This is a genomic window from Bacteroides zoogleoformans, assembly GCF_002998435.1.
Taxonomy (GTDB): Bacteria; Bacteroidota; Bacteroidia; order Bacteroidales; family Bacteroidaceae; genus Bacteroides; species Bacteroides zoogleoformans.
In genome coordinates this window covers 1898567-1913511 of sequence record NZ_CP027231.1, presented here as the reverse complement: position 1 = coordinate 1913511, position 14945 = coordinate 1898567, and the positions used below count along the sequence as shown (strand labels likewise).

Here is a 14945-nt window from a genome sequence, read left to right as displayed (position 1 = left end):
CAAAGAATATGAAAATCAAAAATTTAATGAAAAGCCTTTTGGCTCTTGTTTGCATGATGACAGTGACATTCAGTTTTACTTCCTGTTCCAGTGATGACGACGAGACGCTCATCATCACTTATGTTGCGGAAGGTAGTCTCGTAGACTCTTCTGGCAGCATGATGGGCGTATTAGTCGCCATTCCGGAATATACGGAAGCCATCGGTAAAATGATGGGAGGATTGTATCTCACCACAACAAAGGACAGTGAGATAGTCAAAGCCTGCGATGCCGTATATCAGAGACAGCGAACCGCCTATCCCACTTTGAAAGGGAATGTGGAGATTCATCGGGGAGAATCAAACACTGAAGGGGAAACCGTAACGAATAAGGTTATCAAAACATACAAGTATGAGTAAGAAGGAAGGTCTCAGTATCATAAAACCTGAGTTCGGGATAAGCCAAGCTGCTCACCTTGTTATAGCCGGGTTTCTGGCAGGCACATGGCGCATTTGTCATCCATAATACAAAAACCGCAACCGGGAATTATACAAAAGTAGGCATCGGCGGAGAGGGTTCACTTCTACTTTGCAAGACTGCATCACAGCTAATCCGTCGATGTCGCTTCGTGACCTCTACAATCGCTTTTTCATCAATACTGTAGGATGGCATGGGCATTTTTGACCGATACAAGTTCACGAGAATGGCACGTCGTAGGCAGTCATCTGAATTACGCTTTCATCGTGGAAAACAACACCATTTTGGAAAAACTTCCCTTGGAATACATAGAGATTTGCGACAGCACAATGAATCCGTTGGACAATTATAAAATAGGCCCTCGTAAGCTGGACGAATCCATCCCTCTCAACCGGTTCTACAAATAAATAGGAGCATGTCCCTGCAACAGTTGCTCTATCGCCTTAGGATAATGCTCGTACTCTAATTGGTGGATGCGCTGTGCCAGACTGTCAGGTGTGTCATCGGGCAGCACGGGACACTTCAGTTGACAAATCACGGCACCCTCGTCGTAGCGCTCGTTCGTATAATGAATCGTGATACCGCTCTCCTGCTCGCCGGCGGCAATCACAGCCTCGTGCACTCGGTCGCCATACATACCCTTTCCTCCGAACTTGGGCAGCAGTGACGGATGTATATTGATCATTCGATCAGGATAAGCATGCAAAACATTGTCGGGCACGCGCGCCAAGAAGCCCGCCAGCACCACAAAGTCTATATCATATCGGCGAAGCATCGCTAAAACCGCTTCTCCACTCTCCCAATCGCTCTTCGAGAAGTAGGCGCAAGGCACTTCAAGCCACTTTGCACGTTCCAGAACAAAGGCATTCTGCCGGTTTGTCAAGACCAAAGCCACACGAGCCGAACTCTTTTCACGGAAATAACGGATGATATTCTCGGCATTTGTGCCGTTTCCCGATGCCAAAACAGCGATATTTTTCCCCATAAGCCCTCCTTTTGCTGCACAAAAACGTGAAAAATGTGCAAAACTTTGCATTTAATTCATCAAATATTTGCGAGGAACAATAAATATTTATTCCTTTGCACCGCAAAATTAAAGAAATAAAACCAATTATTAATTAAAAACTTAAAGTTATGTCTGAAATTGCATCAAGAGTGAAAGCGATTATCGTCGACAAATTGGGCGTAGAAGAATCAGAAGTTACTAACGAAGCTAGCTTCACTAACGATTTAGGAGCTGATTCTCTTGACACCGTGGAACTGATCATGGAATTCGAAAAAGAGTTCGGCATCTCCATTCCCGATGACCAAGCCGAAAAGATTGGCACTGTGGGCGATGCTGTATCTTACATCGAAGAACACGCAAAGTAACTTTATCCATCAGTTCATAAAATGGAATTAAAAAGAGTTGTAGTAACAGGTCTCGGTGCCGTTACTCCCATTGGCAACACTGTCCCCGAATTTTGGGAGAATCTGGTGAATGGGCTTAGTGGAGCGGGACCTATTACTTATTTCGACGCATCGCTTTTCAAGACCCGGTTTGCATGTGAAGTGAAAGGCTTCGACGCAACAAAATACATAGACCGCAAAGAAGCCCGCAAGATGGACTTGTACACACAATATGCCATTGCCGTGGCCAAAGAAGCGGTGGACGACTCTGGTCTTGATGTCGAAAAAGAAGATTTAAACAGAATCGGAGTCATCTTCGGCGCCGGTATCGGTGGTATCCGTACATTCGAAGAAGAAGCGGGTAATTATGCCCTGACCGGCAAGGAAAACGGCCCGAAATTCAATCCGTTCTTCATCCCCAAGATGATTTCGGATATCGCTGCCGGACAGATTTCCATCATGTACGGTTTTCATGGCCCCAACTACGCTACCTGCTCTGCATGCGCCACTTCCACCAACGCCATAGCCGATGCTTTCAACCTCATCCGTCTGGGTAAGGCCAACGCCATCGTATCCGGCGGCTCGGAAGCAGCCATCTTCGCTTGCGGCGTAGGCGGTTTCAACGCCATGCACGCATTGTCCACCCGCAACGAATCTCCCGAAACCGCGTCGCGCCCTTTCAGTGCAAGCCGCGACGGATTCGTCATGGGAGAAGGCGGCGGTTGCCTCATTCTTGAAGAACTGGAGCACGCCAAAGCCCGTGGAGCAAGAATCTATGCGGAAGTGGCCGGCGTAGGCATGTCAGCAGACGCTCATCACTTGACAGCTTCCCATCCCGAAGGCTTGGGGGCCAGATTAGTGATGGAGAATGCGTTGGAAGATGCGGAGATGAACCCCGAAGAAGTAGACTATATCAATGTTCACGGCACATCCACTCCCGTAGGTGATGTATCGGAAGCCAAAGCCATCAAAGAGGTATTCGGCCGGCATGCTTATGAGTTGAATATCAGTTCGACAAAATCCATGACGGGCCACTTGCTGGGAGCCGCCGGTGCGGTAGAGGCCATTGCAAGCATCCTCGCCATCAAGAACGGCATTGTTCCTCCCACCATCAACCACGAAGAGGGGGATAACGACGAAAACATCGACTATGACTTGAACTTTACGTTCAACAAAGCGCAGAAGCGCGAGGTGAACGTGGCCCTTTCCAATACTTTCGGATTCGGTGGTCATAATGCGTGTGTCATTTTCAAGAAATACGCAGAATAATATACGGTCGTGTTACGTAACCAAATAGGTAAAATAAGGCTCTTGTTCCGCAAAGACAGAGAGTCTTATTTTTGTTTCTACAGAATCCTCGGCTTCTTTCCCCGCAACATCAAAATCTATCGACAAGCCTTGCTGCACAAATCCACCTCTCTGCGCTCGGAAAAGGGGAACCCCATCAACAACGAACGGCTGGAATTTCTGGGTGACGCCATCCTTGACGCCATTGTGGGCGATATCGTCTACAGACATTTCGAAGGTCGACGCGAAGGCTTCCTCACCAACACACGTTCCAAAATAGTGCAACGCGAAACACTGAACAAGCTTGCCGTGGAAATCGGTCTGGACAAATTGGTGAAGTATTCCACTCGCTCTTCTTCGCACAACAGCTACATGTATGGCAACGCCTTCGAGGCTCTCATCGGCGCCATCTATTTAGATCAGGGCTACGAGCGTTGCAGACAGTTTATGGAGAAAAAGATATTCAAGAACCACATTGACCTCGACAAAATGTCGCGCAAAGAGATGAACTTCAAGTCAAAACTCATCGAATGGAGCCAAAAGAACAAGATGGAGGTGTCTTTCGAACTCATCGAGCAACTGCTCGACAAAGACTACAACCCGATGTTTCGCACCGAAGTACGCATCGAAAGCCTATCGGCCGGAACCGGAACGGGCTACTCCAAGAAAGAGTCGCAGCAGAACGCCGCGCAAATGGCTCTGAAGAAAATCAAAGATAACAACGCTTTCATGGAGGAAATTCTGGCTGTCAAAGAGCAAAGTTGCTTGGTGGAAGAGGCCATGGAAGAGATGGAAAATGGACTCATAGCAGAGCCGACGGAAGAAGAATCATCCGAAGCAAATCCCCATTCTGCGCCCTTGAACGACTAAATCGCATTCTTCGGTCACTAACTTCAGCTTGCCTGCAATCTCTTCGAGTGATATGGAGTCTATGTCATTACCTTTTAACGTAATCATGCGGCCGAACAGTCCGTTGGCTATCAATTCCGTAGCATGCCCGCCCATACGGGTGGAGAGGTTGCGGTCGAACGGTGTGGGCGAGCCGCCGCGCTGAATGTAGCCCAGCACAGTCTCACGGGTTTCGATGCCCGTTTCATATTCTATCTCTTGCGCAATATACTCTGCCGCACGTTTCTTGCCGTCGGTACGGATGCCTTCGGCTACTACCACGATGGAATAAGGCTTCCCTTTCTTCAGTCTGTTCAAGATGGTTTCGCCTATCTTACGGATGTCGTAGGGTATCTCAGGAATCAGAATCACATCTCCTCCTCCTGCCATGCCCGAATAAAGAGCTATCCATCCCGCCCTGTGTCCCATGACCTCGATCACCATCACGCGTTTGTGCGAACTGGCGGTGGAGTGCAGACGGTCTATGGCATCCGTGGCAATACTGACTGCCGAATCGAAACCGAAAGAGAAATCGGTTCCCCAAATGTCATTGTCGATGGTTTTGGGTACGGAAACAATATTCATTCCTCTGGCGGCAAACTTGGCAGCCGTCTTCTGCGTGCCGTTTCCACCGATGCAAACGATGCAGTCTAGTCCCATTTCCTTGGCATTCTTCTCTATCAGAGCGGGTTTATCCACATCGGACATCACTCCGTTTTTCTTGAAGGGCTTCTCGCGCGACGTGCCCAGCATTGTACCACCCAAATTGAGCAAACCCGACAAAGAACTTTCCGTAAACAGTTCTGCGTCTTTCGTCAGTAGCCCCTGAAATCCACTGTGAATGCCCATTACTTCCATGCCATAATGGTTAATGGCCGTCTTACATACACCACGAATGGTGGCATTGATGCCGGGGCAATCGCCTCCTGCGGTTAAAATTCCGATTCTCATAAGATGTGTCAGTTTTATATCCCCGTAAAGATATAAAAAAAAGAGAAAAAAGATAGAGAAGAAGATAAATTAAGATTACTTTTGCACTTTAAAAACAAGATTTCACCGAGAATGATGAATGTCACAAAAGTCCTGAATAGAATCTATTTTTCTCCTCGCCTGAAAGAAATTGAGCAATATGCTTACCATGCTGGTAAATTGCAACAAGATGTGTTGCAACGCCTCGTGGGAATGGGCACAGATACAGAATGGGGAAAGAAGTACAACTATGCCTCTATCTGCACTTATGAAGATTTCAAGAACCGCGTCCCCATGCAGACTTACGAAGAGATAAAGCCCTACGTGACCCGCCTGCGCGCAGGCGAACAGAATCTGCTATGGCCTTCGGAGATACGCTGGTTTGCCAAATCGTCGGGCACAACGAACGACAAGAGCAAGTTCCTGCCCGTCAGCCGGGAATCTTTGCAAGACACGCACTACAAAGGAGGCAGGGACGCCGTAGCCATCTATTTGGGGCAGAACCCCGAAAGCCGCTTCTTCTCCGGCAAGGGACTCATACTGGGAGGCAGCCACGCCCCCAACCTGAATACCAACCACAGCCTTGTGGGCGACCTTTCGGCCATACTGATAGAGAACATTAATCCGCTGGTGAACCTCGTGCGGGTGCCAAGCAAGCATACTGCCCTGATGGAACACTTCGAGCCAAAGATGGAGGCAATTGCCAACGAAACCATCCGCACCAACGTGAGCAACCTCTCGGGCGTGCCGTCGTGGATGTTGGTGCTCATCAAGCACGTACTCGAAAAGACGGGCAAGCAGAGCCTCGATGAGGTATGGCCCAACCTTGAAGTGTTCTTCCACGGAGGAGTGGCCTTTACGCCCTACCGCGAACAATACAAAGAGGTGATACGCAGCAGCAAGATGCACTACATAGAGACCTACAACGCCTCGGAAGGCTACTTCGGCACGCAGAACGACCCGAACGACCCCTCCATGCTGTTGATGATAGATTACGGCGTCTTCTACGAGTTCATACCGTTGGAAGACGTGGGGATGGACAACCCGCGTACCTATTGTCTGGAAGAGGTGAAACTGAACAAGAACTACGCGATGGTGATCTCCACTTCCGCCGGCTTGTGGCGCTACATGATTGGCGATACGGTGAAGTTCACGTCAAAGAACCCCTACAAGTTTGTCATCACCGGACGTACCAAGCATTTCATCAACGCTTTCGGAGAGGAGCTGATAGTGGATAATGCGGAAAGAGGGCTTGTCAAGGCATGTGGTGCCACGGGCGCACTGATTTCTGACTATTCCGCCGCCCCCGTCTTCATGGACAAAAACGCCAAATGCCGCCACCAATGGCTAATAGAGTTCGCCCAAATGCCGAACAGCATGGAAGAGTTCGTGAAGACGCTGGACGCCACGCTGAAAGAAGTCAACTCCGACTACGAAGCCAAGCGACAGAATGACCTGGCCCTGCAACTGCCTGAGGTTGTCGTTGCCCGCAAGCACCTGTTCCACGACTGGCTGGACAGCAAGGGGAAGCTGGGCGGGCAGCATAAAGTGCCGCGACTGAGCAACACAAGGGAGTACATGGAGGAGATGCTGCGACTGAACAGGTAGAAACAGCACGATTGCGCTGCCGACCGAGTATCCAGAATCTGTTATTCTAAAATGAAACATACATTGCTTTACATACTATTGCTCGTTGCCATCTGTCCGCTTTGGGCGCAAGACTCCTCCAAAGCAGCAGACGCTTACATCCGGTTCTATCAACAATATATCAGCGAACAGAAGAACAGCCATTGCGCCATGTATCCTTCTTGTTCGGCATTCGGCCGCATGGTTTTCAAGGAGCGCCCGTTTGCGGAGGCCATCACGTTGGTTGCCGACCGAATGATGAGGTGCAGCCACGACGCGAAGTTCTACGACATCGCCTCTCCGCATGGCTACAGAAGCCTCATAGACTACCCATACTACCATACCCCCCACCGAACAGACTACCCCCTTCCGGGCACCGACATACTGAAACGCTCAACAGGAAGAGAAGACACACGGCTATTCATCAATCACCTCATCAACAGAAAAGAATACCAGACTGCCTTGCTCGAAATAGAAAGAGTACTCTTCTTCAATCCGCAGGCAAGCGATACGCTTTATGCGCAAAAGTTGCTGTGCCGCCGAGCCACGCAAGGCATGGAAAAAGGAATATTCGAATACGAGACTGAATTTCCTGAACACATCCGGCAGTCGGACTACGTGGGGATGCAGGCCGCCATGCTCTACTACATCATCGACAATCGCCCTTCTGCCGCCGACATCCTCGACCGCATCATAGAGAGAAAAGGGCATACGGAGACCACCGAAAAGGCATATGCGCTAAGGGGTATCATAGAGGCCGATGCCCAAAGGTTTGCAGAGGCACGACAGTACTTCGCAAAAGCTTCGGCCACACAACCGGAAACACTATCCGCCAAGAACCTCGAGGTACTGAGCCGCATGGAACGGCAAAAAAAGAAGAGCCCCGCGCTGGCACGGATTCTCTCCATCATTCCCGGCGGAGGGTATCTCTACACCGGGCACAAAGGAAGCGCACTGACGGCTTTCGTCATCAATTCTTTATTGGGATATGCCACTTACACCAGCATCAAACAGCAGAACTACGGTGTAGCCGGCTTATGCGGTTTCATGTCCTTGTCGTTCTATATAGGCAACATCAACGGTGCGGGGCGCAGCGCTTCAAGGCACAATCGGAAAAAGCACAATACGTTAATCAAGCAACTTGAGAACTCTAACAATATTTTTATTAACTAAAAGACTTAATCTCATTATGTTTATCAAATTCATGAAATCGGTATTCTTCAAGCCGGTAACTCTGTTGATAGCCATCGCCATGCTGACAATGTCATTCACCCTGCCTAACGGTACGGTAGTGCTGAAAGCGGGAACCATCGTTCCCATGGAACTCATGAGCACAATCACCAGTGCCGGTGCACGCAGCGGCCAGATCGTAGACTTCAGAGTGCCGAACGACATCAAAGTGGATGGAAAGACCGTGATCGAGGCAGGTTCCATCGCACAGGGACAGGTGGTAAGAGCCAAGAAGAACAATCTGCTGGGTATGCAAGGTGAATTGGAAATCGCCGTAAGAAGCGTGAAAGCCGTCGACGGCACCACTATCTATCTGACTGCCGGCAATCTGAACGACGAAGGCAACAATCAGATGGCATTATCTATCATCCTGACCTTCTGCTGCCTCTTCGGATTCCTGATAAAGGGTGGCAACGCCGAAATTCCTGCCGGTACACAAGTCAATGCCATGGTGGGTTCCAACGTGGAAATCGACGCATAGAGACGTTGTTTCTATTATTTGCGCTTTCCATGCACACAAACCGAAAAGGCTATCGAAAAGTCTTTCAGGAGGATTCCTTCTTACTTTGGGCGACGAGCATAGCTGCTCCATGCCAATGTGTCAATTAATAATACCGTAGAGCTTTTGAGAGGAATCCCCTGCGAGAGATACCTGCAAGGCGGTTTTGGTGGAGATATATCTCCACCAAACTGCATGTATATTCCGAGCGTGCTGCATCTATACTTCCAGTCGGGGACATCTATATAGCGAGCCGGAGCGAGGGAAAACACCCTCTAATAAGTAAATATTTTTCCTCCATCCCATCGCTGTTTTTCCAATAATCAGAAAAAGCGTTTGCGGATTATCCGGATTCGCGTTAAATATCAAAAGCGCCGTAGCGATAAAGAGACATAAATCGGAATTTGGTTATGCAGAATCGGCAGACAAACATGCAAGAATCTCAATAAATCATTCCGAAAAGTCTACGTATTCAATTATATATCTCTATTTTTGCAACCGAATACGATTTACAAAACAAGAAAGCGTTATGGAACATCAACTGACCGTCTACAACACCCTGAATAGAAGAAAAGAACTGTTCGTGCCCCTGCACGCCCCCCACGTGGGCATGTACGTTTGCGGCCCCACCGTCTATGGCGACCCGCACTTGGGACATGCACGCCCCTCCATCACTTTCGACCTCCTTTTCCGCTACCTCAAACATTTGGGCTACAAGGTGCGCTACGTGCGCAACATCACCGACGTGGGCCATCTGGAGCACGATGCCGACGAGGGCGAAGACAAGATAGCCAAGAAAGCCCGCTTGGAACAACTCGAGCCGATGGAAGTGGCGCAATACTACATCAACCGATACCACCGTGCGATGAACGCGCTCAACGTTCTGCCCCCAAGCATCGAGCCGCATGCCAGCGGACATATCATTGAGCAGGAGGAATTGGTTAAGAAGATAATCGACAACGGATATGCCTATCTGAGCGAAGGTTCTGTCTACTTCGACGTGGTCAAGTACAACAAAGACCATCACTACGGCAAACTCTCCGGCCGAAACCTCGACGATGTGCTCAACACCACCCGTGAGCTGGACGGGCAGGACGAGAAGCGCAACCCTGCCGACTTTGCTCTCTGGAAGAAAGCGCAACCCGAGCACATCATGCGCTGGCCCTCGCCGTGGAGCGACGGATTCCCCGGCTGGCACTGCGAGTGTACCGCCATGGGCAAGAAATACCTCGGAGCGCACTTCGACATTCACGGCGGCGGCATGGACTTGGTCTTCCCCCATCACGAGTGCGAGATAGCCCAAGCCGTGGCCAGTCAGGGCGACGACATGGTGCGCTACTGGATGCACAACAACATGATTACCATCAACGGGCAGAAGATGGGTAAGAGCCTCGGCAACTTCATCACCCTCGAAGAGTTCTTCAACGGTTCCAACCAGTTGCTGACGCAGGCCTACACCCCGATGACCATCCGCTTCTTCATCCTCCAGGCCCATTACCGCAGCACGGTGGACTTCAGCAACGAGGCCTTGCAGGCTGCCGAGAAGGGACTGGCACGACTGATGGACGCCCTCCGCGGATTGGAGAAGATAGTGCCGTCCACCGCATCTACGGTAGACGTGAAACCGCTGCGCGCCAAGTGCCTCGAGGCCATGAACGACGACCTCAACTCTCCGATAGTCATCGCCCACCTCTTCGACGCCGCCAAGACGGTGAACAACGTGCTGGCCGGAAACGACACCCTCACCGCCGATGACCTGCAGGAGCTGAAAGAAACCTTCCACCTCTTCTGCTTCGACATCCTCGGCCTGAAAGAAGAGAACGCCTCCAACGAAGCCCGCGAGGCCGCCTTCGGCCAGGTGGTGGACATGCTGCTCGACGAGCGTGCCAAAGCCAAAGCCAACAAGGATTGGGCCACCAGCGACAAAATCCGCAACCAACTCACCGCCCTCGGCTTCGAAATTAAAGACGGCAAGGAAGGCAGCGAGTGGAAGCTGAATAAATAAATGCACGGGGAGGAAGATGGGCTGAAAAAGGGGGAGGATTATGCCTTTATTCTTTAGAGGGGGCAAAACTCTCTTTTATGAAAAGTGCCTCTGTCGCAGATAATTGCAGCAGGGGTAAACTTTTCAATTCAGGCATAATGACACACCCGCCTGAAAATATCTTTGTTAAAGCACACTGCTCATGTCCGGATTGAATCGGGACAAATCAAAGAAGAGGCCTGTTGTCTTTGCGCTTCTATTTCTCTGTTTCCTTTCCTGCTGTTTGCCAGCCTATGAAACCGTCATTCAAATCGTAGACGGTATATCCTTTCTCACTTAATATGGAGGCGGCTTTCTTGCTGCGTTTTCCACTGCGGCAATATAAGGCGACCGGTTTGTCTTTCTGCAAAACAGAATCTGTCACTGTCTCGAAATTCTTGTCCAGCACGTTGATGTTGATACTACCGGGGATATGCGCTTCGGAATATTCAACGACCGTGCGTACGTCCAATCGTTGCACCTCCGGGTTAGCTATCAATGTGGTGAACTCGTCAACGGAAAGACTTTTGAAGCCGCTTCCCTTTTGCTGGCAAGAGAAGAGAGCGGAAAAGAACAGACAAAGGCTTGTAAATAGAAATTTCATTGGTATATTACATGTTAGGTGGGGTATAATTAAGGCTGTAGGTCTTTAGCTCTCCGGAGGTCGTGTTCAGAGAAAAATGTATGGTTACTTGCTTCATTCCTTCTGCTGCGACGTAGCGATGCAGAGGCACGGAGAGATAGATGCGTTTTGTGAAAGCTTGCACATCGTTCTTTGCATCGTGATAGAGTCTCAAGAAAACATCACATCGACCGCTTTCCTTATCTACGTGTACGTCATCTTCAATAAAGTGGAAAAGGTGGAGTGCCTTCTGCATCTTGACGGTCAATATGATATTGATGTAGCCGAGACCCGGCCAAATGCTTTGCACATCGGCAGGATCTGTCTTCACACCTTCCTTGAATCGGTCGGGCGATACCGGAAATGGAGATACGGCAACAATCCAGCCGTACAGCTTCACTCCCGTGGTGCCGTCTGTGCCTGTTGCTTCGGTATAGCTGCCTACCATCCGAATCAGCGAATCGGCAGGAATGGTGGTCTTTGTAGCGTTTTCCAATATCTGATAGGTGGTTCCGGCATCTGTCTGCACAGACTGTAAAGTGCCATCAGCTCCTGAGAATCCGGTCAGAAACTCTGATTTTACTGACGGATAATAGTGCTCCTCTTCACCGCTGCAAGACACCGACAAGCAGGTCAGTACGGACAGAAACCATGCATAAGAATATCTGTTCATATCATTATTCTTTTGTTGCGGCCAGATAGTTTTTCAAAGGATTGGCATACATTAACAACATTTTCTCACGCAGGAAACTCTCGTCTTTGTCTACAATCTCAATGCGGCCCAGTTGTTTTTCCAAATAGGAGAGGAAGCGTTCACGGTCTTCCGGCGTATAGTGCGATGCGAAGTTATCGTTACCTTCAAGAAGATCGTGCGCAACGTAGTTGTTCGGATACATCTTGTAGTTGGAATGGATACGCTTGTCTATCAACGCCGATATGCGGGCGAAGAGTTCCGTCTTGGGCAGAGTGTTGTCCATCCGGCTCAATTCATCATTGATGCAAGTGCCGGGCCGGAAGTGTACGTGTCCTTTATAACCGAAAAGACCGGTCTTCATGTTCAGTAGGTCATCGGTGGTAGACTTCTTATATTCCGGATTGTCACGTTTCAGTTGAAACTCCCACGCCTTTAGATAGTCGCACGGGTCATACTCGTAGGAGAGGGCGGTCGGTGCAATGTTCATCTCCATCAATCGGTCAATGACGGAGCCTTCGCCCCCCATGGCAAGCATCTTCAATACGCTTTCCTGCGTGCGGTCGTCAGAATCCTTGGCACGTCCTTCGCGCTGGGCAATCCAGATGGATTGTTTTTTCGTGTGAATGACGAAGTGCATATAGGTCGACATGCGGATGGAAGACTCCAGCATTTGGCGCATCGACAGTCCGCGCTGTACGATGAACGATTTATTGATACGCACCAGCTTCTTTATCCACGGATAGATGAGCAGGTTGTTTCCGATGGCTATTTCCGGAGTGTCCAGTCCCACGTCTACCAGCAAGACGGAGAGGAATCCGGAGTCGAGTATGATGTCGCGGTGGTTGGAGATATAGGTGAAATTCTTTCCTTCGTCGGGCAAGGCGGTATGATCCAATGTCACTCCATCCGTAGCCTTTTTGATAATGTTCTGTATAAGGTTGTAGGAGAAAGCTTTCTGAAACGCCAATTTGGTCTTGCAGGCACGCATCTGTTGAGCGATCTGTTCAAAAGGCACACCGGGCATAACCCTTGAAACAGCTTCGCGGAATGCCGCATCAGCAATCAATTCCTCATAAATCTGTGGAAGCTCCTCATCGTAATAAGGTCGGATTTCATCAAATTCTACGTTCGCGTTCATAATTATCGGGGATTAGTGTTACCGCTAAAATGCGTTTTCTATAATTTCTGTCATTATATCCTTCATATCCAGTCCGGAGGCACGCACCTGTTGTGGGATGAAGCTGGTGGGAGTCATGCCCGGGGTCGTGTTCACTTCCAGCAGATTTATCTTTTCACCGGACGTAATAATGTAGTCCACTCGGATGATTCCACGAGCTTTCAGCAGGTCATAAATGGAGGAAGTGAGTTGAACCAAGCGGTTGTGCAATCCCTCTGAAATGCGGGCGGGAGTAATCTCGTCAGATTTGCCATTGTATTTGGCTTCATAGTCAAAGTACTCATTGTGGGACACCACTTCCGTGATTGGGAATACCACACCCTTTTTTCTCGTTTTGTAGCACCCGCAGGTCAGTTCCGTTCCCTTCAAAAAAGTCTCCACTACTGCTTCTCGTGACTCTTTATAAGCTTTGGCGATTGCGGGCTGTATCTGTTCGCGGGTTTTTACCTTGGTGACGCCGAAACTGCTGCCTCCCATATTGGGCTTGATGAAACAAGGCAGGCCTATTCTCTCAATGATGTACTCATCGGAGACAGCTTGTCCTTTTTGCAGCAGTAACGAACGGGCAATGCGCACGCCAAAAGATTTGAGATATTGGTTACAGGCAAACTTATTGTAGGTGAGCGCAGCTGTCAGCACGCCGCAACAAGAGTAGGGGATGTTCAGCATGTCGAAATAGCCTTGCAAGCGTCCGTCCTCGCCCGGAGTGCCGTGAATGGTGATATAGGCAAAGTCGAACACCACTTTCTCGCCGTTCAGCAAGAAACTGAAGTCATTACGGTCTATGGGGGCTGTTGTTCCGTCGGGAAGCTGTACATGCCAATCCCTGCCGCACATTTGCACGATATAAGGTGTGTATTTTTCCTTGTCGATAAAGGAATAGACTCCTTGCGCACTGCACATGGACACCTGAAATTCGGAGGTATCACCTCCTCCTACAATAGCAATGGTACGTTTCATTCTAATCATTCTAATTCTCTGTTACTGATGTAGCTTCTCCATTTGTCTATCAGCAGAGTCATGTCGTCAGGCAGTTCGGAGGTGAAATTCATCTCTTCTCCGGTGGCGGGATGTATGAATCCCAGTGTCATGGCGTGCAACGCCTGCCGCGGACAGGTGTCGAAGCAATTATTTACAAATTGTTTGTATTTGGTAAAATGAGTTCCCCGCAGAATCTCGTGGCCGCCGTAGCGCTCGTCGTTGAAGAGGACGTGACCGATGTGCTTCATGTGCACACGGATTTGATGGGTGCGCCCCGTTTCGAGGATGCATTCTACCAGAGTGACGTAGCCCATACGCTCCACCACCCGGTAGTGGGTCACGGCATGCTTGCCCTGATCGTCGGGGAGGACGGTCATCTGCATGCGGTCTTTGGGATTGCGTCCTATGTTTCCCTCGATGGTGCCTTCGTCTTGTTCTACGTTCCCCCATACCAGTGCACGATAGCGTCGCTTGGTGGTCTTATAAAAGAATTGATTGCCGAGACTGGTCTTTGTATCCGGAGTTTTGGCTATCACCAGCAGACCGGAAGTATCTTTGTCGATACGGTGTACCAACCCCACGTGCGGATCGTTGGCATCATAGTCGGGGGTATCTTTCAGGTGCCAGGCAATGGCGTTGACAAGTGTGCCGCGATAGTTGCCGTGTCCGGGGTGTACCACTAATCCGGCGGGCTTGTTCACCACCATGAGGCATTTGTCTTCATATACGATATCGAGGGGGATATCTTCGGGGATGACCTCGTTTTCGTAACGCGGACGATCCATTACCACGGTGATGATATCCAGTGGTTTCACTTTGTAACTGCTCTTTACAGGTTTGCCGTTGGCCATTACGAAGCCGGCATCGGCGGCTTTCTGTATGCGGTTGCGTGAAGCGTTGGTCAGTCGGTCGAAAAGATATTTGTCCACACGCATCATCTCCTGCCCCCTGTCCACTACTATGCGGAAGTGTTCATAGAGTTGCGCTTCGTTACCCACAGGTTCTATATCGTCCAACTCATCATTCTCTATATTGTCCGGCAATTCTATCATCTATGCACTTACTGTTTTTTTTGACTATTTGCAATTAGCAAGCGTTTTGTTC

At 49.6% G+C, this 14945-nt stretch carries 16 protein-coding genes; 9 read left to right on the top strand and 7 right to left on the bottom strand.

What is annotated here, in order from left to right; translation table 11 throughout:
* The first annotated feature begins 8 nt into the window (after positions 1-8).
* Complete coding sequence (locus C4H11_RS07975) at positions 9-398, top strand: hypothetical protein (RefSeq protein WP_106041184.1); 390 nt, start codon at positions 9-11, stop codon at positions 396-398.
* A gap of 246 nt (positions 399-644) precedes the next feature.
* Complete coding sequence (locus C4H11_RS07970; protein WP_106041183.1) at positions 645-863, top strand: hypothetical protein; 219 nt, start codon at positions 645-647, stop codon at positions 861-863.
* Here C4H11_RS07970 and purN read toward each other — a convergent pair.
* Positions 854-1441: a phosphoribosylglycinamide formyltransferase gene (gene purN, locus C4H11_RS07965; protein WP_106041182.1), complete on the bottom strand. Its 588-nt coding sequence runs from the start codon at positions 1439-1441 to the stop codon at positions 854-856. The two genes, C4H11_RS07970 and purN, sit on opposite strands and share 10 nt — an antisense overlap.
* A 149-nt stretch (positions 1442-1590) precedes the next feature.
* Between purN and C4H11_RS07960 the strand changes: the two genes are divergently transcribed.
* From C4H11_RS07960 to rnc, 3 genes are read left to right on the top strand one after another with little or no spacing between them, the layout of a single operon-like run.
* On the top strand, positions 1591-1827 hold the full coding sequence (locus C4H11_RS07960; protein WP_004291965.1) for an acyl carrier protein: 237 nt from the start codon (positions 1591-1593) through the stop codon (positions 1825-1827).
* A 21-nt stretch (positions 1828-1848) separates the two neighbouring features.
* Entirely contained in the window at positions 1849-3114 is a 1266-nt protein-coding gene (gene fabF / locus C4H11_RS07955; protein WP_106041181.1) for a beta-ketoacyl-ACP synthase II, read from the top strand.
* Between the two features lie 9 nt (positions 3115-3123).
* Complete coding sequence (rnc, locus tag C4H11_RS07950) at positions 3124-4002, top strand: ribonuclease III (RefSeq protein ID WP_106041180.1); 879 nt, start codon at positions 3124-3126, stop codon at positions 4000-4002.
* Here rnc and C4H11_RS07945 read toward each other — a convergent pair.
* Positions 3961-4971 carry an ATP-dependent 6-phosphofructokinase gene (locus tag C4H11_RS07945; protein WP_106041179.1) on the bottom strand — a complete coding sequence of 337 codons (1011 nt, stop codon included), beginning with the start codon at positions 4969-4971 and terminating at the stop codon, positions 3961-3963. The genes rnc and C4H11_RS07945 overlap by 42 nt on opposite strands.
* 114 nt (positions 4972-5085) lie before the next feature.
* Here C4H11_RS07945 and C4H11_RS07940 point away from each other — a divergent pair, with 114 nt between their 5' ends.
* From C4H11_RS07940 to cysS, 4 genes are all read left to right on the top strand, one after another.
* Positions 5086-6597: a GH3 auxin-responsive promoter family protein gene (locus C4H11_RS07940; protein WP_106043242.1), complete on the top strand. Its 1512-nt coding sequence runs from the start codon at positions 5086-5088 to the stop codon at positions 6595-6597.
* 51 nt (positions 6598-6648) lie between these two features.
* On the top strand, positions 6649-7788 hold the full coding sequence (gene yidD / locus C4H11_RS07935) for a membrane protein insertion efficiency factor YidD (protein WP_106041178.1): 1140 nt from the start codon (positions 6649-6651) through the stop codon (positions 7786-7788).
* 16 nt (positions 7789-7804) lie between these two features.
* Positions 7805-8326, top strand: a complete 522-nt coding sequence (locus tag C4H11_RS07930; RefSeq protein ID WP_106041177.1) for a hypothetical protein — start codon at positions 7805-7807, stop codon at positions 8324-8326.
* 547 nt (positions 8327-8873) lie between these two features.
* Complete coding sequence (gene cysS, locus C4H11_RS07925; RefSeq protein WP_106041176.1) at positions 8874-10349, top strand: cysteine--tRNA ligase; 1476 nt, start codon at positions 8874-8876, stop codon at positions 10347-10349.
* Between the two features lie 235 nt (positions 10350-10584).
* Here cysS and C4H11_RS07920 read toward each other — a convergent pair whose 3' ends face one another.
* Genes C4H11_RS07920 through C4H11_RS07900 form a run of 5 tightly spaced genes read right to left on the bottom strand, consistent with a single transcriptional unit; the run spans position 10585 to position 14893 of the window.
* Positions 10585-10971 (bottom strand): rhodanese-like domain-containing protein, encoded by a 387-nt coding sequence (locus tag C4H11_RS07920; RefSeq protein WP_106041175.1) that lies wholly within the window; start codon positions 10969-10971, stop codon positions 10585-10587.
* A 7-nt stretch (positions 10972-10978) separates the two neighbouring features.
* Entirely contained in the window at positions 10979-11662 is a 684-nt protein-coding gene (locus C4H11_RS07915; protein WP_106041174.1) for a NigD1/NigD2 family lipoprotein, read from the bottom strand.
* 4 nt (positions 11663-11666) lie between these two features.
* Positions 11667-12821 (bottom strand): acyltransferase, encoded by a 1155-nt coding sequence (locus C4H11_RS07910; RefSeq protein ID WP_106041173.1) that lies wholly within the window; start codon positions 12819-12821, stop codon positions 11667-11669.
* Positions 12822-12845: 24 nt separating this feature from the next.
* Positions 12846-13820: a D-alanine--D-alanine ligase gene (locus C4H11_RS07905; protein WP_106041172.1), complete on the bottom strand. Its 975-nt coding sequence runs from the start codon at positions 13818-13820 to the stop codon at positions 12846-12848.
* Positions 13821-13825: 5 nt separating this feature from the next.
* Positions 13826-14893, bottom strand: coding sequence for an RluA family pseudouridine synthase (locus tag C4H11_RS07900; protein ID WP_106041171.1), 1068 nt, complete (start codon positions 14891-14893; stop codon positions 13826-13828).
* Positions 14894-14945: the final 52 nt, after the last annotated feature.

What these genes read in the sequence shown, in the direction of transcription:
- C4H11_RS07930 (WP_106041177.1), top strand. Translation starts at nt 7,805, where the DNA reads ATGTTTATCAAATTCATGAAATCGGTATTCTTCAAGCCGGTAACTCTG.
- C4H11_RS07915 (WP_106041174.1), bottom strand. Translation starts at nt 11,662, where the DNA reads ATGAACAGATATTCTTATGCATGGTTTCTGTCCGTACTGACCTGCTTG.
- C4H11_RS07910 (WP_106041173.1), bottom strand. Translation starts at nt 12,821, where the DNA reads ATGAACGCGAACGTAGAATTTGATGAAATCCGACCTTATTACGATGAG.
- C4H11_RS07960 (WP_004291965.1), top strand. Translation starts at nt 1,591, where the DNA reads ATGTCTGAAATTGCATCAAGAGTGAAAGCGATTATCGTCGACAAATTG.
- purN (WP_106041182.1), bottom strand. Translation starts at nt 1,441, where the DNA reads ATGGGGAAAAATATCGCTGTTTTGGCATCGGGAAACGGCACAAATGCC.
- cysS (WP_106041176.1), top strand. Translation starts at nt 8,874, where the DNA reads ATGGAACATCAACTGACCGTCTACAACACCCTGAATAGAAGAAAAGAA.
- yidD (WP_106041178.1), top strand. Translation starts at nt 6,649, where the DNA reads ATGAAACATACATTGCTTTACATACTATTGCTCGTTGCCATCTGTCCG.
- fabF (WP_106041181.1), top strand. Translation starts at nt 1,849, where the DNA reads ATGGAATTAAAAAGAGTTGTAGTAACAGGTCTCGGTGCCGTTACTCCC.
- C4H11_RS07940 (WP_106043242.1), top strand. Translation starts at nt 5,086, where the DNA reads ATGAATGTCACAAAAGTCCTGAATAGAATCTATTTTTCTCCTCGCCTG.
- C4H11_RS07920 (WP_106041175.1), bottom strand. Translation starts at nt 10,971, where the DNA reads ATGAAATTTCTATTTACAAGCCTTTGTCTGTTCTTTTCCGCTCTCTTC.
- C4H11_RS07905 (WP_106041172.1), bottom strand. Translation starts at nt 13,820, where the DNA reads ATGAAACGTACCATTGCTATTGTAGGAGGAGGTGATACCTCCGAATTT.
- C4H11_RS07945 (WP_106041179.1), bottom strand. Translation starts at nt 4,971, where the DNA reads ATGAGAATCGGAATTTTAACCGCAGGAGGCGATTGCCCCGGCATCAAT.
- C4H11_RS07975 (WP_106041184.1), top strand. Translation starts at nt 9, where the DNA reads ATGAAAATCAAAAATTTAATGAAAAGCCTTTTGGCTCTTGTTTGCATG.
- C4H11_RS07900 (WP_106041171.1), bottom strand. Translation starts at nt 14,893, where the DNA reads ATGATAGAATTGCCGGACAATATAGAGAATGATGAGTTGGACGATATA.
- C4H11_RS07970 (WP_106041183.1), top strand. Translation starts at nt 645, where the DNA reads ATGGCATGGGCATTTTTGACCGATACAAGTTCACGAGAATGGCACGTC.